The sequence below is a fragment of the Curtobacterium sp. PhB146 genome (assembly GCF_004342995.1).
Taxonomy (GTDB): Bacteria; Actinomycetota; Actinomycetes; order Actinomycetales; family Microbacteriaceae; genus Curtobacterium.
This window is the reverse complement of sequence record NZ_SMBN01000004.1, coordinates 190,493-213,605: the sequence shown is the minus strand read 5'-3', so window position 1 is coordinate 213,605 and position 23,113 is coordinate 190,493. Positions and strand designations below refer to the sequence as shown.

The following is a 23,113-nucleotide window of genomic DNA, read 5'->3' as shown; positions in this document are numbered from 1 at the left end:
TGTTCCGACGAAGCACGCGTCGATCGACCGGTGGATCGTCGGAACATGCACACGCACCTGATGCGTGCGCACACTGCGACAGACCACGAGTCGATCCGCTCGTGGAACGTCGCTCGATGCACACGCACCGGAGCGGGTCGACGGGTCAGGCGGGGACGGGGAACGTCGCCGCGACGCGGGAACGCACCTCGGCGCGCACGGCGCGACGCATCACGGGGGAGAACAGCGAGTGGTCGCCGTCCTCGACCCGCACGATCGACACCGAACCGCGCCGACCGACACCGCCGTAGCGGCGCAGGGCCTTCTGTCCGCCGAGCCGGTCGAACAGCGCGGCGTCGTCCGGGGCGGCGATCACGACGACATCGGTGCCGTGCTCCACGAGCGGTCGGACGTGCTCGACGACGCCGCCGACGCGGTCCCGCCGCGCGATCCACTCGCGCAGGGCCTTCGGCACGACGGCGTTGTACCGCCGGCGGACCCACAGCCGACGTGCCGAGGGCGCGTCGACCGCGCGGACGGCGTCCTCGTAGCTGCCGGGGGCCGCCGGCTGCCGGCGGTAGTCGTTCGGGCTGATCTCGACGACCAGGCGCGGAGCCTCGTCCGCCGACCGACCGGCGAGCCACGCGCCGGCGCACATGCCGACGAGCACCAGGCGGTCCGAGGGGGTGCCGAGGTCGGCGACGACGGCGGACTGGTCCTCCACCCACTCCTGGGCGAAGAGGAAGCTGCGTTCGTCCTCGCGCACGCTGGTGCTCTCGCCGGTGGCACGGCGGTCGACCCGGACGACGCGGGCGCCGTCACGCGCGAGGGCACGGGCGAGGTCGACCTGGTAGTCGGTGGCGCCGACCCGGTGTTCGGCGGCGCCGTTGTGCAGGACGACGAGCGGGGCGTCGTGGTGCTGGGCGGACGACACGGTCTCGACGGCGAACAACGCGTCGGGGCCGAGGCGGACGATGCGCTCCGACACGCGGCCGTCGACGTCCAGGACCTCGTCGAGCACGGGCGGCACCACCGGCGCCGCAGCGGTCGGCGCCCAGGCGTCGAGCCAGGCGACGGCTCGGTCGACCGCGGCTCCGGGGATCCGGGCGTGGATGCTCGTGCCGTCGAGCAACTCGGCGCTGCCGGGCACCTCGACGGTCTCGACGGGTCCGAGGGCCTTCGGCGCGCGGGTCTCGGGCCGCACCAGCGCCACGGTCGGACCGGTGCGCGGCGCGAAGGCGAGGGCGGAGAGCGCCGTCGCCTCGTCGGGTTCGACCTCGATGCCGATCAGGCTCTCGACGCCGTCCACGATCCGCTCGCTGCCGATCGTGATCGTCGCGAGGGCACGTTGCCGACGGAGCCAGCCCCGACCGGACGCCGGGGCGTCCCAGACGAGCAGGGCGTCGGCGTCCTCCGCGGCGGCCGCGGCGACGAGGGCTGCGGAGGCGAGTCCGACGAACGCGACGTGCTGCACTCCCGACGTGCGGAGCACGGCGGCCGCGTGGCTTGCGGACCGGACCTGCGCGTCGGGGTCGGTGTCGGGTGCACCGTCACCACGTCCGGACGGGTCGTAGCGCACCGAGGCGATGCCACGGGCCTCCAGGCGGTCTGCGAGCAGGCGGAGCGTGCGGTACGCGATCACGCCCTCCTGTCCCAGCGGCGGGCAGATGACGACGCCGGCCCGCGCCGCGGGCGGCAGCTGCACGGCGGCCCGGACGGCCGGTGAACCGGACCATCCGTGCAGCGTCGTCACAGCTCGAGTGCCGCGCGGACCGACGCCGGCCAGGCGTCGACGTCCGTGCCGTGCGCGGCGAACAGGGCGATGGTGATGCGCTCCAGGCCGAAGGCGATGCAGGCGCTGTGGGCGACCTCGCCGTCGGCGGTGCGGAGGCCGAACGAGGTGCCGAAGTGGTCCTCGTGCAGGTTCGCCGAGCTGATCGCCGTGGTCGGGTGGTCGTCACCGTAGACGGGCGTGACGAACTCGAACTTGAGCGCCTGCTCGACCTGGTTGCGGGCGAGCATCTGCCCGACGCGGCCGAAGAACGGGTCGTTGGCGGGGACGACGTCGATCTCGAGGCCGAACGACTCGAGCAGCTCGCGCATCACCGGGATCCGGCCGTCGCGGTGCTGCTGGGCCGACGCCGGCGTGCCGATGTGCACGAACTCGTGCATGTGGAAGGCCTGCAGGCGCATCGGGTCGAGCGACGGCTCGCGGCGGAAGGAGTCGCCGACGATGTCGAAGAAGCGGCCCTCCTGCGGGATCGTGTCGCCGACCAGGCCGTACACCGGGTGGCAGACCGCGGGGGTGAGCATGAGGTCGGCGGGCTCGAGGAAGCCCTCCCAGCGCTCACCGCGCTCGCGGGCGGCGAGCAGTGCCCGGTGCGTGCGGTCGTCGCCGGTGAAGCCGGAGATCGACGCGGCGAGGTCCGGGAACGACGCGATGTAGTCGGTGCGCTCGAACGCGGCGAGCGGCTCGACCGGCGGGAAGCGCAGCACCTCGGCGTCGAGGTCCTGCTGGCTGCGCACGGCCGCGGCGTCGACGGCTGTGTACACACGCTCGAACACGCCGGTGCGGCCGTACAGCCCGGGGGAGCCGAGGTCGATGAGCACGCGGTCGGCGAGCAGGCGGGCACGGAGTGCGGCGCGCGCGGCGTCGAGGTCCGGAGCGGTGGGGCTGGTCGTGCTGGTCGTGCTGGTGGTGGGGTCCGTGATGGTCACAGGATCACTCCCGTCATGAGGGCCAGGTCGGCGTCGTTCTTGAGGAGACGGTCGTTGCTCACCATGACGGCGGCACCGTGGGCGTCTCGGAGGTGTCGGGCGATGCTCATCGGGCCGGAGGCGGCGTAGCCCGCGATCCCGACGATCCGCATCGCCTTCGTGACGATGTCGGTGACGCGCTCGGACGCCCCGATCTTCAGGGCGTTCGCGGCGAGGGCGTAGGCGCTCGAGGCGAGCACCTCGGGGTCGTCGGCGGCGGCGTCGAACCGCTCGGCGGCGTGCCGGACGGAGTCGGCGAGGGCCTGCAGGTCGACCAGGAGTTCGGCGAGCCGGAGTGCTCCGGGTGGGGTCGTCCCGATCGCGGCGCGGGCCTGCTTGCGGACGGCGGTCCGGGCGCGCTCGCTTGCCGAGGCGGCGATGCCGAGCCACACCGAGGCCCAGAGCACGTGCGACACCGGCAGGACCGTCTGCGCCGAGATCGCGGCGTAGTCGTCGCGGAACACCCGGTCGACGGTGGTCTCGGTGTCGAGGATCCAGCCGTTGCTGCAGGTCCCGCGCAGCCCCATGGTGTCCCAGGTGGAGGTCTGCGACAGCACCATCGAGTCGGTCCGGCAGATGAGCAGCCGCTGATCGGAGGCCGGAGCGTCCGGGTCGCGGCGGGCGGTGACGAACACCGCGTCGGCCTCGGTGGCGTACGAGATCACCGGCGCGTCCTTGCGCAGGCGGATCCGGCCGTCGTCGGTGGCCTCGATCGAGCACGTGGAACGGCGGGCGTCGCCGCCGACACCGCGCTCGGTGGTGGCCGAGGCGACGAGCGCGCCGTCGCGGACCGCTGCGATGGTCTCGAGCACGCCGGCACCGTCGCCGCCGTGCCGCCAGAGCGCCATCACCTGACCCTGGTGCATCGCGAAGACCATCCCGGTGGCGGCACAGGCACGCCCGAGCTCGGTGGCGATCGCGGAGAGCTCGGACACCGAGGCGCCCTCGCCACCGTGCTCGGCGGGGACGGCAGCGGCGAGCAGACCGTACTCGCGCATCGCAGCGATGGCCTCGCGCGGCGGACGGGCGTCGCGGTCGACCTCGTCCGCGAACTGCGCAGCGACCGCGGCGACGGCGGCGGCACGCTCGGCGAACCGGTCGACGACCGCGGTCGCCGCCATGGTCAGGGTCACGAGGCGAGCTCCGCAGCGGCCACGATCGACTCGACGGTGGCGAAGGTGGACCGGTTCAGGACCGAGTCGGGGAACTCGACGTCGAGCTCGGACTCGACGGCGAGCATGACGTTCACCGTGGCGTGCGACGACAGCCCGAGCGCGTACAGGTCGGCGATCGAGGCGACGTCCTGCGCGTCCACGGTCAGGCGCCCGTGGTCGGCGAGAGCGCGGCGGACGGCCTGCTCGATCGCCGGGTCGGCGAGCGTCGCGGTCGTGGTCGCCGTCGGTGCGGTCGTGCTGGAGAGCTGTGGTTCCTGGTCCATGACGGCAACGATAAGGAAGACCGGGCCTCGGGAAACCGCCGTGCGGGTGCGCGAAACCGCACGGCGTCCGACGCCCCTGTGCGGTGGTACAGGGTGGCGCGGGCGGTGGTGCCGGTGCGCCCCGTCAGCGGTCGGACAGCGCGACCGCCGTCGCCACGGCCAGACCCCGCTCGTGCGCGAGCGACACCGCGATCGGGCCGCACCCGACCGACTCGGCCAGCGCGGCGGCGGCCCCGGTCAGCTCGACCGTCGGCGCCCCGTGGTCGTCGAGGACGATCGCTACGTCGCGCAGCGGGATCGCCTGGTCCGGAGCGGGACGGAGGAGCTTCACCACCGCTTCCTTGCCCGCGAACCGTGCCGCCAGACGCTCCGGGTCGTCGCCCGCGTCGGTGCGCTCCCGCACGGTGAAGAGCCGGTCCAGGTACCGCTCACCGTGGGCGGAGATGCCCGCCACGACGTCCTCGACCGCGGCGAGGTCGGTGCCGGTCCGGATCGTGCCCATGGCAGCAGGCTACGCAGGTCGCGGTGGCCCCGCATGCCGGCAGCGGCATGGGCGTCGGAGGGGGTTCGTATGATCGGTGCCAGAGACCACCGAGGGGGAACCGATGGCATCACCGTGGACCGGCATCATCGAGGACGCGCGACACTACCCGTCGCCGCACAACTCGCAACCGATCGTCGTGCGTGTCGAGGACGACCGCACCGCGACCGTGTTCTACGACCTGCGACGGGGGCTGCCGGCGGAGTCCTTCGGCATCCCGTTCGGGCACGTCTGCGCTGGGGTGTTCCTGGCCGGGCTCGAGGTCGTCGCCCGGGCGCACGGCTTCACCGTGCAGGAGCGGCTCGACCACGCCGAGATGGACTTCGGCCGGCTGGACGGCGCGGCCGATGACCGTCTGCACCGCTTGGGCAGCGTGACCTTGCGTCCGCGGGCGGTCACGGTGGACGACCGGGAGGCCCTGGCCCGCTTCCTCGCGCGGCGCACCTCACGCAGGCCCTACGACGCCACCCTGGTGGACGACTCAGCGATCGAGGCGGCGTCCGCCATCGCGTCGGCCGCTGGGCAGCGCTTCCGCACCACGTCTGACCGGCCGACCGTCGACGAGATCGTGCGCGTGAACCAGGAGACGCTGTTCGACGACCTGCAGCACGACGCCGTGCACGACGAGATCCTGCACTGGCTGCGGTTCTCCAAGCGGCAGGCGGCGACGACCGGTGACGGCTTGTCGGCCGAGACGATGCTCATGCCCGGCCCGGTGCTCCGGTTCGCGATGGAGCACCGCGGGCTGTGGGAAGCACCCGGCGTCGGCGGGGTCTTCAAGCGCGTGTACCTGTCGACGATGCGCGGGGTCCGGCAGCTCGGCTGGCTCGAAGGGCCGTTCCGCACGCCGGCCGAGTACGTCGAGGCCGGCCGCGTGTTCATGCGGATCTGGCTCGAGTTCACTGCGCGCGGGATCGCCCTGCACCCGTTCGGCACCGTGATCACGAACCCGCGCTCGCACGCCGCCTTCGTCGAACAGGCCGGCGTCGACGAGTCCGACGGCCGGATGGCGTGGATGCTCTTCCGCTTCGGGCACAGCGCGCCACCACCCCTGGCACACCGCAGACCGGCGGCCGCCATGACACTCGGGGGTGCACGGTGAAGCGCGCCGCGGTCTTCACGGTCGTCTGGGTCGTCGAGACCTTCGTGGCGCTGTTCATGCCGCGCGTCGGCACCCACAAGCTCCTGCTCACGCCGGGCATCGAGCCGCTCCGCTGGACCCTCGGACGCTGGCGTGCCTGGCGGACCGTGGAGCGGGCTGCGAAGCGGGTGCCTGCGTACGGGGCGTTCCTGGCGGAGGCGGGGAGGGCCTCCCGTCCGTTCCGTCTCGACACGCGAGGCGGGATCGCCGCAGCGATCTCTGGGTTGCCCGAGATGGACAAGGAGTCCTACGTCAAGCGGTGGAGCATCCCCGAGCGCTGCGTCGACGGGCGGCTGCCCCGACGCGGGGTCGTCGTCGACGAGTCGAGCGGGTCGAGCGGCACGCCGACCAGCTGGGTGCGGGGTCCCGACGAACGGCAGGCCACACGGCAGCTGCTGCAGCTCGGGTTCTCGCGCACCGCGAAGCACCTGCCGAAGCAGCCGTTCGTGCTCAACGCGTTCTCGCTCGGGGCCTGGGCCACCGGCATGAACGTGACGGCGTCGCTCACCGAGTCGTCGATGATCAAGTCGATCGGGCCCGACCGCGACAAGATCGTGCAGACGATGCGCGAGTTCGGCACCGACTTCACGTACATCATCTGCAGCTACCCGCCGTTCCTGAAGGCGCTGTTCGAGGACGACCGGCTCGACTGGAGCGAGTACACGATCGTCGCGGCGTTCGGTGGCGAGGGCATCAGCGAGAACATGCGAGCCCACATCGAGCAGTACGCACAGGCCGTCCTCGGCTCGTACGGGGCGAGCGACCTGGAGATCAACCTCGGCATCGAGACGCCGTTCAGCGTGCAGCTGCGTCGGGCGATCGCGGCGTCGCCCGAGCTGTCCGCCGCGCTGACGAAGCAGGCCGAGTACGGCGTGCTGCCGATGGTGTTCCAGTTCAACCCGTTCGGGTACCTGATCGAGACGAACGAACTCGGCGAACTCGTCGTCACGATCACCCGGTCCGAGAACATCAGTCCGCGGATCCGGTACAACATCCACGACCGCGGGCACGTCGTGCGGATGCGTCCACTGCGGCAGACGCTCCGCGCACACGGCTTCGACGAACTCGCCGACGCAGCCGAGCTCGACCTGCCGCTGCTGTTCCACTACGGCCGGTCCGACCTGTCCGTCGACTACAACGGCGCGGTCGTCGCACCGGACGTCGTGCGCGACGTGGTCTACGGCGACCCGGAGCTGCTCGAGGCCGTCGAGAACCACCGGCTCATCAGCTACGAGGACGACCGGGGCGACCGCCAGCTGCACATCGCGTTCCAGCTCGCTGCGGGCGCCGGGTCCTTCGACTCGGACGCGGCGCGCCCCGCGGTCATCGCCGAACTGCGGCGGCTGAACAAGGACTTCTCGAACGCGATCCGGACGGCGCCGCCCGGCACGCTGCCGACGGTGGCGTTCTACCCGTACCGGACGGGGCCGTTCCGCGAGGACGGCAAGAAGCTCAAGAACGAGTACGTGTGGCAGTTGCCTGCCGGCTCCGTGGAGCAGTGGGAGCTCGACCTGACGTGGGTCGCGCCGAAGGAGGCGTGAGCGGGGGCGGTGCGGTGCTCGCTAGCCGTACTGCGGCGGCCAGTCGAAGGGGGCCGGCAGGCGCGGGACCTCGCCGATCGTCGTGACGATCAGGACGACCTCGCGCCGGTTCGTCAGCTCGATGGAGCGTGGGTTGCCGATCGTCCGGCGCCCGTCCACCCACACCGTGAGCTCGCCGCGCAGACCACCGACGTGCTCCGGACCGAGCGAGACGCCCCACTCGTCGAAGAACTGACCGAGCGTGAACGTCTGCTCGGTGGGGGACTCGACGTGCACGATGCCCGAGGTGTCGTGCGTGTGGATCTCGGCGGCGAACTTCCCCCGGTCCGAGTGCCCGATGTTCGCCGGGACCGTCACCGGGGTGTCACCGTCGAGGATCGTCAGGTGGGTGTGGACGTGCTCGGCGAGCCGCTCGCCCCACACGTTCCGGAGGCCCGCAGCGTCGGCACGGGCGGACAGGTCGGTCGGCCGCGGCCACGGCGGAGCGTCGCGCGACGCCCCCGCCCCCGGCGCTGCGCAGCCCGACAGCAGCAGGAGTGCGGCCACCGCGACCGCGACGACGCGGGTCCTCACCAGCGGTCGTGGACCGTGGCGCGGAACCACGTGTCGTAGAGGTCGCGCACCGTGGCGTCCAGGCCGTCGATCTCCGGCAGGTCGCCGGCCGCCGCGTTCGACCGGGCCTGCTCCGGGTTGCGGGCTCCGGGGATCGCCGCGGTCACGCCGTCCTGCGCGATGACCCAGGCGAGCGCCGCCTGGGGCACCGAGACGGCGTCCGGCAGCGACGCTGCGAAGGTCTGCGCCGCGCGCACGCCGTCGTCGTAGTCCACACCGCTGAACGTCTCGCCCTGGTCGAAGGCCTCGCCGTGGCGGTTGTAGTTGCGGTGGTCGCCCTCGGCGAACGACGTCTCCGTCGTGTACTTGCCGGACAGCAACCCCGATGCCAACGGGACGCGCGCGAGGATGCCGACCCCTGCCTCCAGGGCTGCCGGCAGCACGCGGTCGAGCGGCTTGAGCCGGAACGCGTTGAGGATGATCTGGACGCTCGCGACGCCGGGCCGGGCGATCGCGGCGAGTGCCTGGTCGGCCGTCTCGACGCTGACGCCGTAGGCGGCGACCGAGCCGTCGGCGACCAGCGCGTCGAGGGCGTCGTACACGGCGTCGTCGCCGATCACGTCGGACGGCGGGCAGTGCAGCTGCACCAGGTCGAGCGTGTCCTGCCGCAGGTTCGTCCGGGAGCGGTCGACCCACTCGCGGAAGTTCGCCGCGACGTAGTTCGCCGGGACTTGCTCGGCACGGCGGCCCATCTTCGTCGTGACCGTCAACGGCACGTCGGGGTTCGATGCGCGCCACGAACCGATGAGCTGCTCGCTGCGACCGTCGCCGTACACGTCGGCGGTGTCGAAGAGCGTGACACCGGACTCGACCGAGGCGTCCATCACGGCGTTCGCGTCCGCTTCGCTCACCGGACCCCAGTCACCGCCGAACTGCCACGTACCGAGACCGATGGGGGAGACTTCGCGGCCGGTGCGACCGAGGGTGCGACTCTGCATGCCGCCGAGCGTAGTCAGCGGGTTCCGGCGGTCGCTCAGCCGATGGTCCCGCGCGGTCGCTCAGCCGATCGTGGAGACGCCGCGGCGGAGCAGCGCACGGGCCGCTCGAGCGCGGGGGATGACCCACACCGCCGCCCACAGGACCATTCCGGCCCAGAGCAGGATCAACATCGTCGTGATGAGGGCGTCGTGCTGGTCACGCATCGACCACGTCATCGCGATCCACAGCGTGCCGAGGACGACCTTGCCCCAGCCGGCTCCTTCGCGGTCGGCCTGCGCCTGGACGAGCGGGATCCACAGCTCGGCGGGTACTCCGACCGGGATCTGGCCCTCGGCGACCCAGTCGCGGACCAGGACCGAGTTCTCGTACCCGCCCTCGGCGCGCCAGGACCGGAGCTGCAGGTACACGGCGATCGCGGCACCTGCCGCCGCGGACGGGATGCCGACGGAGACCAGGACGGTGGTGGTCGCCTCGGTCCACGACGACAGCACGAGCATGACGAGGACGACCGCGAACGCGGCACCCGTCACCCCGGAGCCGAGGAGCCGCAGCCGCCCGGATTCGTCGAGGACACCGGCACCGTTCACGAGGGAGAGGGTACCCGCCACCCCCGGGGTTCTCGGGTGCGGGTGCGCCCGAGGTTCCGCGGTGTGCCGCCGAGGTTCCGAAATCTCGGCATCTCGGGCCGCTGTTCGCCCGGATCGGCACCTCGGCGATCATCGCGCGGCATGTCGTGGAACCTCGCCACGTCCTTCCGGTTCGGACTGGAGGCCCGTCCCACGTCGTTCTCCACAGATGCGTCCGACCGTGGTCGGGCCCGACACCTCGTGCGCGATGCTCTCGTCATGGGGAACCGAGCACGCGTCGACCACCCGCCGAGGCCGTTCCTGGTGCGGCAGGCCATCGCGGCCGGAGCGAGCCCTGCGCGGCTGACCCGTCGTGACCTCAGGGCTCCGGTCCACGGCGTCCGGGTGCGAGCGGACGTCCCTGTGACGGTCGTCGAAGCGATCGCCGTCGTCCTCCGGAGCGACCAGTTCGTCAGCCACACCACGGCCGCTCGGCTCTGGGGAGCGCCGCTCCCGTCACGGCTCGACGACGAACTCGTGCACGTGACGGCGATCGGGACCGCGCCGATCATGCGCCGCCCCCAGGTCATCCCGCACCGGCTTCGGATCGAGGGCTTCCGGCCGGAACTCGTCCGCGGCATCCCGGTCAGTCCGCCAGCGCGCGCGTGGTTCGAATCCGCGTCAGTGCTGACCGCCGTCGAACTCGTCGTCCTGGGTGACCACCTCGTCGGTCCGAGCGGGCTCGCCACCATCGACGGACTGGCGGCCGCGATCGTCGCGGGGAGTCGCTCGGCACGACGAGCACGAGCGGCGCTGGACAAGGTGCGGACAGGAGTCGAGTCACCCATGGAGACGCGTCTCCGGCTCGGAGTCGTCGACACCGGGTTCCCGGAACCCGAGGTGAACGTCGACGTCGTGGACGACCGCGGTTCGTTCCTCGGCCGAGCAGACCTCGCGTGGCCGACACTCCGGATCGCGCTCGAGTACGACGGCGACCACCACCGTGACCGCCGCACTTTCCAGCACGATCAGCGCCGGTCGAACGGGTTCGCGGTGAACGGCTGGATCGTCATCCACGCGACAGCTGCCGACACCGGGCGTCCGGCCGTGCTGTTCGAGCGACTCCGACAGGCGTTCGTCCAACGTCAGGTCGAGGGTCGGGCGCGCCGCGCAGCCTGACGAGGCTCCGAAAGCGCCCGATGCCGGGCTGACTCGCTGGGCCGAGGTTCCACGACTCGCAGCCTGTTCATCGCCGAGGTTCCACAGCGGCGCGCTCGGGGCCGCGAGATGCCGAGATTTCGGAACCTCGGGAAACGCGCGCGACGGGCTCCGCGCGGGTCAGCTGTGCGCCAGGAGCCAGCACATGCCGGCGGCGGCGAAGGCCATCGCCCAGCTCACCAGGCTGCCGATCAGGAAGTACTCCGCCTGGTAGCCGGTCGTCTCGCGCCGGATCTCGGGGAACCGGACGATGCCCTTGGCCGCGATCAGTGCGGCGACCACCGGGAAGGCCCCTGCCATCGCGAACCCGGCCAGCAGCAGTCGTTCGATCGGGCCGATCAGTCGTCCACCCTTGAGGCTCACCGTGCTGTCCCCGGACTGTTCGGCGTCGGCGTCGGCGCGTCGGCGTCGCCCGAACCGGCGGCGGAGGTCATTGGCCTCGGCGCCCGTGGTGGTTCCGCGCTGCAGTCCCGGCGGGAGTGCCTGGGCGACGACCACGTTCGCGGAGTCGACGAGGAACAGCGCCGAGCCGACACCGCCCACGACGGCGGCGAGCGGAACGGCGTCGACGAACGCCAGGCCCGAGCCGTCGTGCCAGTCGACCACGAAGCCCGTGCCGTCGGGCAGTGGCCCCCAGAGCAGCAGCACGGCGACGGCGAGGGCGAGCAGGACCGCTGGCCAGGACCCGGACCGCCGCAGCAGCCCCCGGGTCGTCGGCGCGTCATGGTCGTCGTCGGCGGTCCCGGTACCGGCTCGGACCGGCGCGGTCGTGGCGATCCACGCCGCCGCGAGCACCACCGTGACGAGGACACCCCACACGGGGACACCGAGACCGAGCCACGCCACGGCGGACACCCCGGCCCACAGCACGACGACCGCGATGGTGGTCAGCGTGCGCTGCCGGTGTGCATCGGCACCGGTGCGGGCCCGGACGACGTCGCCCAGACCGATGAGTGCGAGGAGGATCCCGGCGAGCATCAGCGTTCCTGTCCCACGAGGACCCGGAGGCCCTCGACGATCGCGGCCACACCCGACTTCTGCACCGACTGGGACACCGCTGACGGGGTGATCCCCTCGGTCGCGGCGATCTGCGCCTGGGTCCGGCCCTGGACGAGGCCGAGCGCGATGCGTCTCGTCCGGGGCGTCAGGCGGGCCATGACGTGGTCGCGGCTGAGGAAGTAGGCGTTCACGAGTCGCTCCTCGGTGTCGTGGCGATCGTCGGACGCGTGGAACCACGACCGGAGGAAGGACGTCCTGCCGTCTTCACGGCGGTGCGTCTCGTTGATGGCGTCGCGGGCGGACCACCACGCCGGGCCGTCCTGGAGCGGACCGCTCGTACCGGACCCCACCGTCCGCACCGTCCCGCGACCCATCCCGAGCCGGACCTGCACCGTCGGTGGCAGGGCGAGCATGGCGGCGGTGCTGGCGACGAGCGCGTCGGTGAGCGTGGCGTAGATCACCTGGAATTCGTCGCCGACGGTCGCGTGCACCGGGTCCACCGGGGTGACGTCGGTCGTCTCGCGGAACGCCTGCTCGACCTCGCGCTGTGCGGCGGGGCGGTCGTCGAGCGTTCGTGAGTCGACGAGGTCGAGGATCACGGCGTAGACGGGGTCGTCGGACATGGGTTAAGTGTACGGCTTACTATCGGCGAAATGAAGCCGAGCGCTGAACTGGCCAACGGACGGGATGTCCAGCGCAACGATACGGGGAATCGACCTCTAGGATCGTGTCGCGGGCTCTTAGCTCAGTTGGTAGAGCACTTCGTTTACACCGAAGTGGTCGGCGGTTCGAGCCCGCCAGAGCCCACCGCAGACGCGATCACGGGGGGTCCGATGAACAGCCGACGACACGAGCCGGTCCGACAGCACTCCGTCGACTTCTTGCCGGGAACGAGTGGGAACCCGGTCGCCCCGTTCCAGCGCGACCACCAGCCCGGACAGGGTCCGATCCGTCACGACTGGGTGTACCTCGTCCCGATCGGCGCGGTCTTGGTCGGCGGGGTCATCGCGTTCTTCGTGTGGGGGAACTGACCGCACCGCCTGACGACCGCACCGGTCCGCGCGACCGACGCGGGGCAGGTCACGCGCGCCGACGGCGGACGGGAGGCACGGTGCGGGCCTGCACCGCGCCTCCCGTCCGTCCCTCGGTCGCGCCCAGGGCGCGACGTCAGCGCTCGACGTCAGCGCTCGACGTGTTCCAGGTCTGCCAGCAGTGATTCGTGGACCGGCTCCCAACCGAGCGTGCGACGCGTGTGCTCACTCGACGCCGGCTGGTCCATCACGAAGATCGGGGCGAACGCCCCGAACGTCTCATCCGCGACGCGCTCGACCGGCAGTCCGAGCCGTCGGCCGATCACCTCGGCGAGGTCGCGCACCCGGTCGCCCTCGTCGGCCACGGCGTGCCAGACCGTGCCGGCCGGTGCGACCTCCAGCGCCAGTCGGAAGAGCACGGCAGCGTCCCGAGCGTGCACGGCGGGCCAGCGCTGTTCGCCGTCTCCGGGGTACCCGGCCACACCGCTGCCTCGGGCCGTCTCGGTGAGGATGCCCGCGAAGCCGCCCGTGCCGTCGGCGTGCACGGTCCGCGGCAGGCGGATCGCCGACACCCGGACGCCGCGCTCCGCGAGCTCGAGCGCGGCGAGCGTCGACCGAGCGCGGCCGGCGACCGGTCCCTCGAGGGGCAGAGGGTCGGCCTCGGTCGACGCCCTGCCCGGGACCCACGGGGTGCCGGACACGACGACGAACGGGCGGTCGGAGCCGACGAGTTCCTCGCCGAGTGCGGCCATCGCGTCCGCCTCCTCGGCGATGCCCCGGGTCAGGGCGTCCGGCGAGCTGAAGTCGCTCGAGAACGCGAGGCTGACGACGCCGTCGGCGGCGCGAGCACCGGCACGCAGGACGTCGAGGTCGCCGAGACCGCCCCGGATCGGTTCTGCGCCCGCCGCGGTGAGGGCTGCGGCCGAGCGTTCTGAGCGGGCGAGCGCAGTGACGCTGTGGCCTGCGGCGATGAGTTCGGCGACGACGGCCGTTCCGATGGTGCCGGTGCCGCCGGTGATGAAGACGCGCATGAGATCCTCCAGTGATGGGACAAGTGTCTCGTCACCGTACACCTGTGATGAGACAATTGTCCCGTCCCGTAGGATGCTTCCATGGCGCGATGGGAACCGGGAGCTCGGGAACGGCTGGTCCTGGCCGCCGTCGACCTGTTCTCCGAGCAGGGGTACGACGAGACGACCGTGACGCAGATCGCCGAGCGAGCGGGGGTCACGAAGAGCACCTTCTTCCGACACTTCCCGGACAAGCGCGAACTGCTCGTCGCCGGGCAGGAGACGCTGAGCCGCTTGTTGTCCGAGGGGATCACCGACGCAGCGCCCGAACGTTCACCGCTCGACGCCGTCGCCGCTGGGCTCGAACGTGCATCGGGCGAGATGGGTCCGATGAACCGCGAGCTGGGACCGCGACTCAAGGCCGCGGTCGCCGCGAGCGCCGAACTGCAGGAGCGCGACGCCCTGAAGAGCGTCGGGATGGCCGCCGCGATGACCGATGCGCTCATCGAGCGCGGGGTCGCGGAACCGACGGCCCGGCTCGCGAGCGAGATGGGCGTGCTCGCCTTCAAGCAGGGGTTCGACCGGTGGGCCGGTGCGGCACGCGCTGATGACGACGGACTCGCGGGTCATGCGCTCGCAGCGTTCGCCGAGCTGCGGGAGGCTGCTGCGGCGCTCCGGTGAGCACCGCCGACGCGGTACGACGAGGCCGTTGTCGCACGACGTCGACCTCGTCGTTCCGCATCGGGTCAGCGCCCGACCGGCGCCCGACCAGCGCCCGCCCAGCGCCCGGGTCAGCCGGCCACCGCGTGCGGGTACTCGTCCGAGCGCCCCTGGAACGCGAGGATCGCCGGGTTCCGCACGTGGCCGTCCTCGATCTCGACGGCGCGTCGGATCGTCTCCGAGTCGGCCCACGCAGCCGCACCGGCCATCACCGGCCGGAGGAACGGCATCAGCGCGTCGCTGATCTCCCACGTCGTCGAGTTCCAGAGCAGCGACGGGCTGTGGTCGACGGCGTAGTAGTTCGTGCTCTCGCCGACGGTGGTCATCGGTTCGGCGAAGGTCGTCGCCTGCGCCCATTCGAACCCCATCCCCACGTCGATCGAGACGTCGACGATGAGGCTGCCCGGACGGAACACGCCCAGGTCCTCGGTGCGCAGGTACGTGAGCGGCGCGTTCGGGTCCTGGAGCGTGCAGTTCACGACGATGTCGTTCTCGGCCAGGTACGGCGCCAGCGGCACCGGACCGTCCTCGGTCTTGACCGTGTTGCCGCTGGGGTCGTGGTCGTCCTGGCTGATCTGCAGCATGTCGACGGAGGGGATCGGCGACCCCACGGCGGCGATGTCGCGGTTGGTCAGGACGCGGACGTCGTGGATCCCGTGGGCGTTCAGCGCGGTGACGGCACCGCGGGCGGTGGCCCCGAAGCCGATCACGACCGCGGTGAGGCGGCGGCCGTAGTCCCCGGTGGAACCACAGAGCTGCAGGGCGTGGATGACCGAGCAGTAGCCCGCGAGCTCGTTGTTCTTGTGGAACACGTGCAGGCTGAACCCGCCGTCCGACCGCCAGTGGTTCATCGACTCCCACGCGATGAGGGTCAGGCGCTTGTCGATCGCGACCTGGGTGAGGGCGGGGTCCTGCACGCAGTGCGGCCAGCCCCACAGGACCTGCCCGTCCCGCAGGTCCTCGAGGTCGGACACCTGGGGCTTGGGCAGCAGGACGACGTCCGACGCGGCGATGAGCTCGGCTCGGTCCGCCATGGCGCCGACGAGGGGTTCGAGCTGGTCGTCCGTGACGCCGAAGCGGCGACCGTACCCGCGTTCCAGGATGATGTTCGCGCGCAGGTCGGGGTCGATGCGCTCGAAGTGGGCGGGGTGGATCGGGAGGCGGCGTTCGTCGGGTTTCCGCGACTCGGCCAGCACCCCGAGGTGCAGCAGCGGCGATGCTGCCGGTGTTTGGGTCATGGTGCACTCTACGGCCGCTTGCCGCCGCCGAGCGGCCGAGCCGTCGAGCCGTCGAGCGGCCGAGCCGTCGAGCGGCCGAGCGGCCACGTCACCCGCGGCGGTCGGCGAGCGCCGTGAGCACCAGGGTCTCCATGTCGGGGCCGTCCGTGGCCTCGTGGTCGATCAACAGCCCGTGCATCCCGGCGGCCCAGGCCGCCTCCACGTCGTGCGCGACACTGTCCCCGACGAACAAGCAGCCGCTCGGCTCGACGCCGAATTCGGCGGACAGGGTCTCGAACGCGCGACGGTCCGGCTTCTGCACCCCGATCCGCTCCGAGGTGCACACGACGTCGACCGCGTCGAGCAAGCCGGTGCGGCGCAGCTTGTCGACCTGCTGCGTCTCGGTGCCGTTCGTCAGCACGCCGATGCGGTACCCCTGCACACGGAGCGTCCGCAGCAGCGGCAGGCTCCCCGGGTACGCACGCCACGATGCCTCGTACTGGTGCCGGTACGCGTCGAAGAGCTCGTCCAGCCCACCGTCGTCGGCGGGGATCGGCACGCCGAGCGCGGGAAGGACGGCCCGCAGCCGTTCGCGCCGCTGCTCGGGGAAGCTGATCTGCCCTGTTCGCCACCGCTCGAACTGCTCGGTCTCGGCGGCGAACCAGCGGCCGATGGCGAACGCCGAGGCGTGCACGCCGAGTGACTCGAGGAACCGGGCGGCACCGGCGGTCGCTGCGCCACGGTGGTCGAACAGCGTCCCGTCGAGGTCGAACCCGACCGCTCGCAGATGCGCCATGTCCTCAGCGTAGGGACGGCGACCTCGACGACCTGACGTGATGCGGTTCTCCGCACGAAGTGGGCCGGCCCGTCGGCGCTCGGCCAGGATGCACTGGGAGGCGTCGTCCTGCCGGAAGAGGAGTCACCCCATGCGGGTCCTGAGCTACGTCCTGCTCATCGTGCTGATCACGGCGCTCACCCTCGGGGGCACCCTGCTGGCGGTGTTCGAACTCAGCGACGTCTCGGACGTCCTGATCATCGCGGTGAGCGTCAGCATCCCGATGTTCGTCGTCGGACCTGCGGTGGTCGGGTCGTTGGCGGGCTACTGGGACCACCGGTCGTCCACGGACAGCTCCCGGTACCTGCGGTGGTGGCTGCTGGGCGTGGTCGCCGTGGACGTGGCGGGTGCGGTGGTCATCGTGCTCGCGTCGGTCTCGGCCGGTGCGCCGGTCTGGGTGCCGGTCGTGCTGATCGGGGGAGCGGCGGCGCTGCTGGTGATCGCGCGTCCACTCGGTGCGCTGTTCCGGCGCACGGAGCCGTCGCCGTCGGCGTACCCGGTCGGCTACCGGTTCGGACCGGCCGAACTCCGCCACACGATCGTGGTGATCGCGGTGACCTTCGGCGTGTCCATCGTCGTCGTGACGATCGGCGTGGTGGTCCTGGCCGCCCTCACCGGGGACGACCCCGCTGGACTCACCCAGGCGGCCTTCCTCGCCGGCCAGCTGGTCTTCACTGCGACCGCGTTCGCGGCCCTGCTCCAGTCGCTGCCGTTGAACGGGCTCTTGCGGGCGTCCGCCGGCCACGACCTCGGTCGACTCCGTCGCTTCGCGAAGATCGTGGCCCGCGGCGCGGACCTGCCGCTCGACCCGGCTGAGCAGGTCGGCGCCGTCCGGTACGCCACGGTGGTCCCACTCGCGCTGCGGTTCCAGCTCGCGTACATCGGGCTGCTCTACACAGCGCTCGCGTTCCAGATGGTGTCGACGTGGATCCGCGGCGACCTCGGGATCCTGCCGCCGGTGTTCCTCGCGCTCATGGTGGCGGTGCTCGTCTGGATCGTCCCGCTGACGCTCCGCCGGATCCGCCGTGCGACGGCCTACGCCGCGCGGCACGCGGACCTGGTCGACATCGACCAGACTTGATCCGTGTCCCAGACGATCCACTTCCACCAGAAGCACCACGACGCCGTCCAGCGCGGCGAGAAGGTCACGACGGTGCGCTGGCACGAGGACGTTCGCACCGGCCCCGCGGTGTTCGTCTTCGACGAGCACCCCTCGGCGACGCCGTTGGCCGGCCAGGTCACCGAGGTGACCGACCACCGCCTGGCGGAGCTCACCCCTCGGGCGGCGCACCAGCCGGCCGACACCGACATGGTCGACTTCGCCCGGCAGCTGCGCGCCAACTACTACCCGGACATGCCGGACGACGCGGTGGTCCAGGTCGCGGTCATCGCGCTCGACGCGACGCCGTCTGCGTGACGTCCGTCAGGGCGGTGGACGGCACGACCTGACGGACGGGAGGCGCGGTCCGGGCCCGCCCCGCGCCTCCCGTCCGCCCGTCGGCCCTGCCCAGGGCACGTGGCGCGCGCTCGACCGGTCACCGGTGCAGCGTGGCCTTCGGGTACTCGCCGTAGCGGCTCGTGTACTCCGCCGAGAACCGGCCGAGGTGGGCGAACCCCCAGCTGCGGGCGACCTCGCTCACCGAGGTGGTCGCGGTGTCGAGTCGCAGCAGGTCGCCCCGGACGCGCTGGAGCCGGACGGACCGGACGTAGGCCGACGGCGGCATCCCGAACAGCCGCTGGAACGACTCCTGCACGGCACGGACGCTCAAGCCGGACACCGCGGCGAGGTCCGATACGGCGATGGGTTCCGCCGCGTGCTCGTGCACGTGGTCGACCGCTCGCCGGATCCGGGCGTTCCGGGGTGCCCACAGGGCGCTCGACGGTTCGGCGGCCTTCGGTGGGTACAGGGCGAGGAAGGCGACGGCGACGGCCCGGGTGGCGTCCGACCAGGCGGTGGAGGCCACACCCTGCGCCGCGAGGACCCGACGAGCGGACTCGAGGACCTGCCGCCAGCGCACGACGGCGTCCGCTGCGGGGACGGCACGCTCGTCGAGGTGCAGGCCGCCGGAGGGCAGGCCGTGGCGCTCCTCGGCGACGGACCGCACGAACGCGCGGGTGAGGTGCACCATGACGGCGTCGTGGTTGCTGGCCTCGACCACGGCGCGTCGTTCGGTGGGCATCAGCGCCGGCACGCCGTTGTCGACCGGCCCGCCGCCGCGCAGGAGGTCGAGCGTGACGACGCCGCCGAGCACCAGGACGACGATGTACGCGTCGTCGGGGGCCACGGTGCCGCGGACGTAGCCGCGCATCTGCGACCGGCGCAGCGTCACGTTGCCGTCACCGACGGCCAGGTACCGGAACGAGTACGCCCCGGTGGTCGGACGGGTCTGCCAGGAGGTGCCCGTGACGAGGCCCGGCAACTGCTCGAGGGCCTGCTCGGGCGAGGACGCCGAGGCCTCCAGGCGGACCGGTGCGGCGGCGGTGGCGGTGCTCAGTTCGGTGGTGGTGGTCGCGGATGACGTCTCGTCGACGGATTCTTGCGGCACGGTGACACTCCCTGATCGTCTCGAGGAACACAGGAGTTCCGGCGACCGGGGTCCGGGGCAGCTGCCGCCAAGCTACGTCGGTCCTGCTCCGGGCACAAGGGCGGCGATGATGCTCCTGTTCCGCGCGGTGCGCGCTCTCCTACGTTCCGTGACGAATCACTGCGTCCCGTTACGTCGACGCTCGTGCGCGTCGCTCGCTCGTGTTTGCATCGCTCCACTGACGAGGGAGTGTTGCATGACGCACGTCGAACGCACCGCCCGCGCGGCCACGGTGCCGTTGCGGATCGCGGTGTTCTCGCACGGCACCGAGGCGCCGCCGGCGACCCGGGCCTACCGCGAGGAGCTCGAGCTCTTCACCGCGGCGGAACGCCTCGGGTACGACGGGGCCTGGGTCCGCCAGTTCCACTTCCGGCACGACGACGCACCGGCTCGCGGCGGTCTGCCGTCCCCGTTCGTCTTCTTCGCCGCCCTCGCCGAACGGACGTCCACCCTGCGCCTCGGGCTCGGCGCGGTCACGTTGCCGCACGAGGACCCGGTCCGGGTCGCCGAGGACGCCGCCGTCCTCGACGCGATCAGCGACGGCCGGGTGGAACTCGGCGTCGCGAACGGTGGCGGCCCGGAGACCCTCGACGTCTTCGCGCCCGGTCTGGTCGGGGCCGACCACGACACCCGTCGTGCCGCGTTCGACGAGCAGCTCGCACGGCTGCTCGACGCGCTGCGTGGTGCATCACTCGGCACGGGGACCGCACGCCTGAACCCGGACGGCAGCGGGCTGCTCGACCGGATCTGGGACGCCACGCTCAGCGCCGAGAGCGCCGCCATCGCCGCCCGTCGGGGGCACGGAGTGCTGATCGGCACCACGCAGACCGTGCCGGCCGAGGTCACCGCGGACGCCTACCACGCCGCACTGCCAGACGGCGCTGTTCCCCGCGTCGCGCTCTCGACGGCGATCTACCCGGCCCCGGACCGCGAGACCGCGCTGCGCGAGGCGCGTGCGGGCATCGAGGCGAAGTACGCGTGGGGCGAGTCGTTCCTGCCGCCGGCGACGACCCTGGCCGAGAAGGCCGCGTCGCTCAACCTCCACTACGGCACGGCCGACGACATCGCGGAGTCGATCGCGTCGAAGCCGTACTCCCGGTACGCGACGCAGCTCAACGTGCAGGTCGACGACGGCTACTCCGACGTCGGTGCACGGACGGACGCCCTCGCGCTGTTCGCCGAGCAGGTGGCCCCGCAGCTCGGCGCCGTCCTGGCCCACGAGGCGGTGACGGCATGACCCGCGACGGCGGCCTGGTGCTCGGCGGGATGGTGTTCTACCCCGGCGGCGAGCACGTCACGAGCTGGCGCCTGCCGGGCAGCGAACCGAACGCCTACCTGGACGTCGAGTACTACGTCCGGTTCGCGCAGACGCTCGAGCGCGGTGGGTTCGCGACGCTGTTCATCGCCGACGAGCTGTACGTGTGGGACCGCTTCGCATCGGGCATCGACCACGCCGTGAACATCCGCACCGAGCCCTTCACCCTGCTCGGTGCCCTGTCGCAGCGGACCGAGCACATCGGGCTCGCCGCGACCGTCTCGACCACCTACAACGAGCCGTACCACGTGGCCCGGAAGCTGGCGTCGATCGACCACCTCAGCGAGGGCCGGGCCGCCTGGAACCTCGTCACGAGCGCCTCGGACGAAGAGGCCTGGAACTTCGGTCGCGACGCGAACCTCGACCACGCCGTCCGCTACCGCCGGGGTGCCGAGTTCGTCGACGTCGTGCAGGGCCTCTGGGACAGCTGGGACGACGACGCGTTCCTGTACGACCAGGAGTCCGGGTACTTCGCGAAGCGCGACGGACTGCACGTGCTCGACCACGAGGGCGAGTTCTTCCGCGTGCGCGGGCCGCTCAACATCGCCCGGCCGCCGCAGGCCCACCCGGTGCTGTTCCAGGCCGGGGCGTCCGAGGCCGGCCGCGCGCTGGCCGGGGCGAAGGCCGAGGGCGTCTTCACCCTCTGGCAGGACGACCTCGCCGACGCGCAGGCCCTGTACGCCGACTACAAGCGCCGCGCCGTCGAGCACGGACGTGACGCGTCGTCGATGCTGATCCTGCCGGCGGTGTCGCCGGTGATCGGCGACACCGAGGCCGACGCGCTGCGGCAGCTCGACGAGATCGAGGAACTGACACCGGACCGCGTCTCGCTCGACCTGCTGTCCCACTACCTGCAGACCGACCTGTCCGACCGGCCGCTCGACGCACCGTTCGAGCACGTCTTCGACGAGACGGCGATCAACCAGTCGAAGTCCGTCTACGAGTCGATCCGCCGCATCGCCGCCGAGGCCACCACGCTGCGCGAGGTCTACCGGACGATCCTGCGCCGTCGGTTCCTGCCGGGCACGCCCGAGCAGATCGCCGACTGGCTGGCCGAGCGCTACGAGCAGGACGCCGCCGACGGCTACATGCTCGCGTTCTCGTCGATCCCGGTGAGCGTCGACCGGTTCGTCGACCAGGTCGTGCCGGAGCTCGAACGTCGTGGCGTGTACGACCGCACGTACCGCGGCGACACCCTGCGGGAGCACCTCGGGCTGGCGCGACCGGCGAGCCGGTACGACGGTTCGGCAGCCGCGCCCGCGCCCGCGGCTGTCGACCAGGAGGCGTCCGCATGAGCGACCGCATCCTGCTGGGCGCCTTCGCCTTCCACCCGGGCGGCGCGCACGTCACCGGGTGGCGGCACCCGTCCTCGCGCCCCGCCGAGCACCTGAGCATCCGGCACCACCGCCACATCGCGCAGACCGCCGAGCGCGGGGTCTTCGACACGCTCTTCCTCGCCGACGGCCTGTACTTCTGGGACCGGTACCCGTCGGGCGTCGACCACTACGGTGCGCTGCGGCCCGAACCGTTCACGCTGCTCGCCGCGCTGTCCCAGGTGACGTCGCGGATCGGCCTCGCCGCGACCGTGTCGACGACCTACAACGAGCCGTACCACGTGGCCAGGACCCTCGCCTCGCTCGACCACCTCAGCCGTGGGCGAGCCGCGTGGAACCTCGTCACGAGCCGCTACGACGAAGAGGCTCGCAACTTCGGTGGTGACGCCCACATCGACCACTCCCGGCGGTACGAGCGCGGTCGCGAGTTCGTCGACGTCGTGAACGGGCTGCTGGACAGCTGGGACGACGACGCGATCGTGGCCGACCCGTCGTCCGGGGTCTTCGCGCGCCGCGACGGCCTGCACCGTCTCGACCACGAGGGCGAGTTCTTCCGGGTGCGCGGGCCGCTCAACATCGCCCGGCCGCCGCAGGGCCACCCGCTGCTGTTCCAGGCCGGCGGGTCCGAGTCCGGGCTGGAACTCGCCGCCGACACGGCCGACGCGGTGTTCACCCGTGGTGGCTCCACCGCGGACGTCCGACGCTTCGTCGACGACCTGCGCGCCCGCGCCGTCCGGCATGGCCGCTCCGCCGACGCGGTGAAGATCATGCCGTCGGTGATGCCGGTCGTGGGGGAGACCGCCGCCGACGCCCGAGCCGAGGCGGACGCGATCCTCGCCCTGACGCCGGACGCTCTCATCCTCGAGGACGTGTCGCACCAGATCGGGCAGGACCTGTCCGGCCGCGACGTCGACGTGCCGTTCGACTACGCCGAGGAGTTCGACACCTCGAACGAGACCCGCTCGCCGAAGCCCGCGGTCGACCGGCTCCTCGCCGACGGCCCCGCGACGCCCCGCGACGTCTACGCGTGGTCGTACCGCCGCAGCCTGCTGACGGGCACCGGACCGGAGATCGCCGACCGGTTCGAGGAGCTCGCCGACGACGGTGGCGCCGACGGCTTCATCGTGCAGTTCCCGTACCTGCCCGGCGGGATCGACCGGTTCGTCGACCACGTCGTGCCCGAACTGCAGCGCCGCGGCCGGACCGCCACGGCGTACGACGACCTCACCCTGCGCGAGCGCTTCGGACACCCCCGGGTGCCGGACCGCGCGCACCGCTGACCGCTCCACCCCTCCCAGCACCGCACCCCTGCAACCCGAACCCCTAGGAGTCATC

The 23,113-nt window shown here is 72.0% G+C and carries 24 protein-coding genes and 1 tRNA gene; 11 read left to right on the top strand and 14 right to left on the bottom strand.

Going from position 1 to position 23,113, the window contains the following annotated elements; all coding sequences use genetic code 11:
• Positions 1 to 145 precede the first annotated feature (145 nt).
• The 5 genes from EDF33_RS15855 to EDF33_RS15835 form a co-directional block, all read right to left on the bottom strand.
• Positions 146 to 1,732, bottom strand: coding sequence for an alpha/beta fold hydrolase (locus EDF33_RS15855; RefSeq protein WP_132100544.1), 1,587 nt, complete (start codon positions 1,730 to 1,732; stop codon positions 146 to 148).
• On the bottom strand, positions 1,729 to 2,697 hold the full coding sequence (locus EDF33_RS15850) for an amino acid--[acyl-carrier-protein] ligase (protein WP_207906709.1): 969 nt from the start codon (positions 2,695 to 2,697) through the stop codon (positions 1,729 to 1,731). The genes EDF33_RS15855 and EDF33_RS15850 overlap by 4 nt, the downstream gene beginning before the upstream one ends.
• The gene (locus tag EDF33_RS15845; RefSeq protein WP_207895428.1) at positions 2,694 to 3,869 is read right to left on the bottom strand and encodes an acyl-CoA dehydrogenase family protein; all 1,176 of its coding nucleotides are present in this window, start codon (positions 3,867 to 3,869) and stop codon (positions 2,694 to 2,696) included. Before EDF33_RS15845 ends, EDF33_RS15850 begins: the two co-directional genes overlap by 4 nt.
• Positions 3,866 to 4,174, bottom strand: a complete 309-nt coding sequence (locus EDF33_RS15840) for an acyl carrier protein (RefSeq protein WP_123292585.1) — start codon at positions 4,172 to 4,174, stop codon at positions 3,866 to 3,868. The genes EDF33_RS15845 and EDF33_RS15840 overlap by 4 nt, the downstream gene beginning before the upstream one ends.
• 124 nt (positions 4,175 to 4,298) lie before the next feature.
• A complete protein-coding gene (locus tag EDF33_RS15835; protein WP_123340429.1) occupies positions 4,299 to 4,676 on the bottom strand; it encodes a holo-ACP synthase in 378 nt (125 codons plus the stop codon).
• A 103-nt stretch (positions 4,677 to 4,779) separates the two neighbouring features.
• Here EDF33_RS15835 and EDF33_RS15830 point away from each other — a divergent pair, with 103 nt between their 5' ends.
• Positions 4,780 to 5,817: a hypothetical protein gene (locus EDF33_RS15830; RefSeq protein ID WP_132100543.1), complete on the top strand. Its 1,038-nt coding sequence runs from the start codon at positions 4,780 to 4,782 to the stop codon at positions 5,815 to 5,817.
• Complete coding sequence (locus EDF33_RS15825) at positions 5,814 to 7,397, top strand: CoF synthetase (RefSeq protein ID WP_243692468.1); 1,584 nt, start codon at positions 5,814 to 5,816, stop codon at positions 7,395 to 7,397. The genes EDF33_RS15830 and EDF33_RS15825 overlap by 4 nt, the downstream gene beginning before the upstream one ends.
• 21 nt (positions 7,398 to 7,418) lie before the next feature.
• Here the strand turns inward: EDF33_RS15825 and EDF33_RS15820 are convergent, their stop codons facing one another.
• The 3 genes from EDF33_RS15820 to EDF33_RS15810 are packed head-to-tail and all read right to left on the bottom strand — an operon-like array spanning position 7,419 to position 9,535.
• The gene (locus EDF33_RS15820; protein ID WP_123292588.1) at positions 7,419 to 7,970 is read right to left on the bottom strand and encodes a hypothetical protein; all 552 of its coding nucleotides are present in this window, start codon (positions 7,968 to 7,970) and stop codon (positions 7,419 to 7,421) included.
• Complete coding sequence (locus EDF33_RS15815; RefSeq protein ID WP_132100542.1) at positions 7,967 to 8,947, bottom strand: aldo/keto reductase; 981 nt, start codon at positions 8,945 to 8,947, stop codon at positions 7,967 to 7,969. Before EDF33_RS15815 ends, EDF33_RS15820 begins: the two co-directional genes overlap by 4 nt.
• Positions 8,948 to 9,007: 60 nt before the next feature.
• Positions 9,008 to 9,535, bottom strand: a complete 528-nt coding sequence (locus EDF33_RS15810; protein ID WP_111085686.1) for a hypothetical protein — start codon at positions 9,533 to 9,535, stop codon at positions 9,008 to 9,010.
• A gap of 258 nt (positions 9,536 to 9,793) precedes the next feature.
• On the opposite strand from EDF33_RS15810, the gene EDF33_RS15805 reads away from it, so the two are divergent.
• Positions 9,794 to 10,693, top strand: coding sequence for a hypothetical protein (locus EDF33_RS15805; RefSeq protein WP_132100541.1), 900 nt, complete (start codon positions 9,794 to 9,796; stop codon positions 10,691 to 10,693).
• A 159-nt stretch (positions 10,694 to 10,852) separates the two neighbouring features.
• Here EDF33_RS15805 and EDF33_RS15800 read toward each other — a convergent pair whose 3' ends face one another.
• Positions 10,853 to 11,710 (bottom strand): hypothetical protein, encoded by an 858-nt coding sequence (locus EDF33_RS15800; protein ID WP_132100540.1) that lies wholly within the window; start codon positions 11,708 to 11,710, stop codon positions 10,853 to 10,855.
• Complete coding sequence (locus EDF33_RS15795; RefSeq protein WP_132100539.1) at positions 11,710 to 12,354, bottom strand: SatD family protein; 645 nt, start codon at positions 12,352 to 12,354, stop codon at positions 11,710 to 11,712. The genes EDF33_RS15800 and EDF33_RS15795 overlap by 1 nt, the downstream gene beginning before the upstream one ends.
• A 111-nt stretch (positions 12,355 to 12,465) precedes the next feature.
• Here EDF33_RS15795 and EDF33_RS15790 point away from each other — a divergent pair.
• A tRNA-Val gene (locus tag EDF33_RS15790) sits at positions 12,466 to 12,538 on the top strand.
• Positions 12,539 to 12,564: 26 nt separating this feature from the next.
• Complete coding sequence (locus tag EDF33_RS15785) at positions 12,565 to 12,762, top strand: hypothetical protein (RefSeq protein WP_123938243.1); 198 nt, start codon at positions 12,565 to 12,567, stop codon at positions 12,760 to 12,762.
• 149 nt (positions 12,763 to 12,911) lie between these two features.
• Here the strand turns inward: EDF33_RS15785 and EDF33_RS15780 are convergent, their stop codons facing one another.
• Positions 12,912 to 13,793, bottom strand: a complete 882-nt coding sequence (locus EDF33_RS15780; protein WP_131846194.1) for an NAD-dependent epimerase/dehydratase family protein — start codon at positions 13,791 to 13,793, stop codon at positions 12,912 to 12,914.
• 81 nt (positions 13,794 to 13,874) lie between these two features.
• Here EDF33_RS15780 and EDF33_RS15775 point away from each other — a divergent pair, with 81 nt between their 5' ends.
• A complete protein-coding gene (locus EDF33_RS15775; protein ID WP_123292596.1) occupies positions 13,875 to 14,453 on the top strand; it encodes a TetR/AcrR family transcriptional regulator in 579 nt (192 codons plus the stop codon).
• Positions 14,454 to 14,563: 110 nt separating this feature from the next.
• Here EDF33_RS15775 and EDF33_RS15770 read toward each other — a convergent pair whose 3' ends face one another.
• Together EDF33_RS15770 and EDF33_RS15765 are read right to left on the bottom strand one after the other, a co-directional pair.
• Positions 14,564 to 15,730 (bottom strand): N(5)-(carboxyethyl)ornithine synthase, encoded by a 1,167-nt coding sequence (locus EDF33_RS15770; RefSeq protein WP_132100538.1) that lies wholly within the window; start codon positions 15,728 to 15,730, stop codon positions 14,564 to 14,566.
• An 88-nt stretch (positions 15,731 to 15,818) separates the two neighbouring features.
• Positions 15,819 to 16,505: an HAD family hydrolase gene (locus EDF33_RS15765; protein WP_132100537.1), complete on the bottom strand. Its 687-nt coding sequence runs from the start codon at positions 16,503 to 16,505 to the stop codon at positions 15,819 to 15,821.
• Between the two features lie 130 nt (positions 16,506 to 16,635).
• On the opposite strand from EDF33_RS15765, the gene EDF33_RS15760 reads away from it, so the two are divergent.
• A complete protein-coding gene (locus EDF33_RS15760) occupies positions 16,636 to 17,625 on the top strand; it encodes a hypothetical protein (RefSeq protein WP_132100536.1) in 990 nt (329 codons plus the stop codon).
• Positions 17,626 to 17,628: 3 nt separating this feature from the next.
• Complete coding sequence (locus tag EDF33_RS15755; protein WP_123938239.1) at positions 17,629 to 17,961, top strand: ASCH domain-containing protein; 333 nt, start codon at positions 17,629 to 17,631, stop codon at positions 17,959 to 17,961.
• 118 nt (positions 17,962 to 18,079) lie between these two features.
• On the opposite strand, the gene EDF33_RS15750 is transcribed toward EDF33_RS15755, so the two are convergent.
• Positions 18,080 to 19,090, bottom strand: a complete 1,011-nt coding sequence (locus EDF33_RS15750) for an AraC family transcriptional regulator (protein ID WP_123292601.1) — start codon at positions 19,088 to 19,090, stop codon at positions 18,080 to 18,082.
• A gap of 235 nt (positions 19,091 to 19,325) precedes the next feature.
• On the opposite strand from EDF33_RS15750, the gene EDF33_RS15745 reads away from it, so the two are divergent.
• From EDF33_RS15745 to EDF33_RS15735, 3 genes are read left to right on the top strand one after another with little or no spacing between them, the layout of a single operon-like run.
• Positions 19,326 to 20,366, top strand: coding sequence for an LLM class flavin-dependent oxidoreductase (locus EDF33_RS15745; RefSeq protein WP_159573002.1), 1,041 nt, complete (start codon positions 19,326 to 19,328; stop codon positions 20,364 to 20,366).
• A complete protein-coding gene (locus tag EDF33_RS15740) occupies positions 20,363 to 21,739 on the top strand; it encodes an LLM class flavin-dependent oxidoreductase (protein WP_131878873.1) in 1,377 nt (458 codons plus the stop codon). The genes EDF33_RS15745 and EDF33_RS15740 overlap by 4 nt, the downstream gene beginning before the upstream one ends.
• The gene (locus tag EDF33_RS15735) at positions 21,736 to 23,058 is read left to right on the top strand and encodes an NtaA/DmoA family FMN-dependent monooxygenase (RefSeq protein WP_123292604.1); all 1,323 of its coding nucleotides are present in this window, start codon (positions 21,736 to 21,738) and stop codon (positions 23,056 to 23,058) included. The genes EDF33_RS15740 and EDF33_RS15735 overlap by 4 nt, the downstream gene beginning before the upstream one ends.
• The last annotated feature ends 55 nt before the right edge of the window (positions 23,059 to 23,113 follow it).

What these genes read in the sequence shown, in the direction of transcription:
- EDF33_RS15840 (WP_123292585.1), bottom strand. Translation starts at nt 4,174, where the DNA reads ATGGACCAGGAACCACAGCTCTCCAGCACGACCGCACCGACGGCGACC.
- EDF33_RS15835 (WP_123340429.1), bottom strand. Translation starts at nt 4,676, where the DNA reads ATGGGCACGATCCGGACCGGCACCGACCTCGCCGCGGTCGAGGACGTC.
- EDF33_RS15830 (WP_132100543.1), top strand. Translation starts at nt 4,780, where the DNA reads ATGGCATCACCGTGGACCGGCATCATCGAGGACGCGCGACACTACCCG.
- EDF33_RS15815 (WP_132100542.1), bottom strand. Translation starts at nt 8,947, where the DNA reads ATGCAGAGTCGCACCCTCGGTCGCACCGGCCGCGAAGTCTCCCCCATC.
- EDF33_RS15805 (WP_132100541.1), top strand. Translation starts at nt 9,794, where the DNA reads ATGGGGAACCGAGCACGCGTCGACCACCCGCCGAGGCCGTTCCTGGTG.
- EDF33_RS15800 (WP_132100540.1), bottom strand. Translation starts at nt 11,710, where the DNA reads ATGCTCGCCGGGATCCTCCTCGCACTCATCGGTCTGGGCGACGTCGTC.
- EDF33_RS15795 (WP_132100539.1), bottom strand. Translation starts at nt 12,354, where the DNA reads ATGTCCGACGACCCCGTCTACGCCGTGATCCTCGACCTCGTCGACTCA.
- EDF33_RS15785 (WP_123938243.1), top strand. Translation starts at nt 12,565, where the DNA reads ATGAACAGCCGACGACACGAGCCGGTCCGACAGCACTCCGTCGACTTC.
- EDF33_RS15780 (WP_131846194.1), bottom strand. Translation starts at nt 13,793, where the DNA reads ATGCGCGTCTTCATCACCGGCGGCACCGGCACCATCGGAACGGCCGTC.
- EDF33_RS15775 (WP_123292596.1), top strand. Translation starts at nt 13,875, where the DNA reads ATGGCGCGATGGGAACCGGGAGCTCGGGAACGGCTGGTCCTGGCCGCC.
- EDF33_RS15770 (WP_132100538.1), bottom strand. Translation starts at nt 15,730, where the DNA reads ATGACCCAAACACCGGCAGCATCGCCGCTGCTGCACCTCGGGGTGCTG.
- EDF33_RS15765 (WP_132100537.1), bottom strand. Translation starts at nt 16,505, where the DNA reads ATGGCGCATCTGCGAGCGGTCGGGTTCGACCTCGACGGGACGCTGTTC.
- EDF33_RS15760 (WP_132100536.1), top strand. Translation starts at nt 16,636, where the DNA reads ATGCGGGTCCTGAGCTACGTCCTGCTCATCGTGCTGATCACGGCGCTC.
- EDF33_RS15745 (WP_159573002.1), top strand. Translation starts at nt 19,326, where the DNA reads ATGACGCACGTCGAACGCACCGCCCGCGCGGCCACGGTGCCGTTGCGG.
- EDF33_RS15740 (WP_131878873.1), top strand. Translation starts at nt 20,363, where the DNA reads ATGACCCGCGACGGCGGCCTGGTGCTCGGCGGGATGGTGTTCTACCCC.
- EDF33_RS15735 (WP_123292604.1), top strand. Translation starts at nt 21,736, where the DNA reads ATGAGCGACCGCATCCTGCTGGGCGCCTTCGCCTTCCACCCGGGCGGC.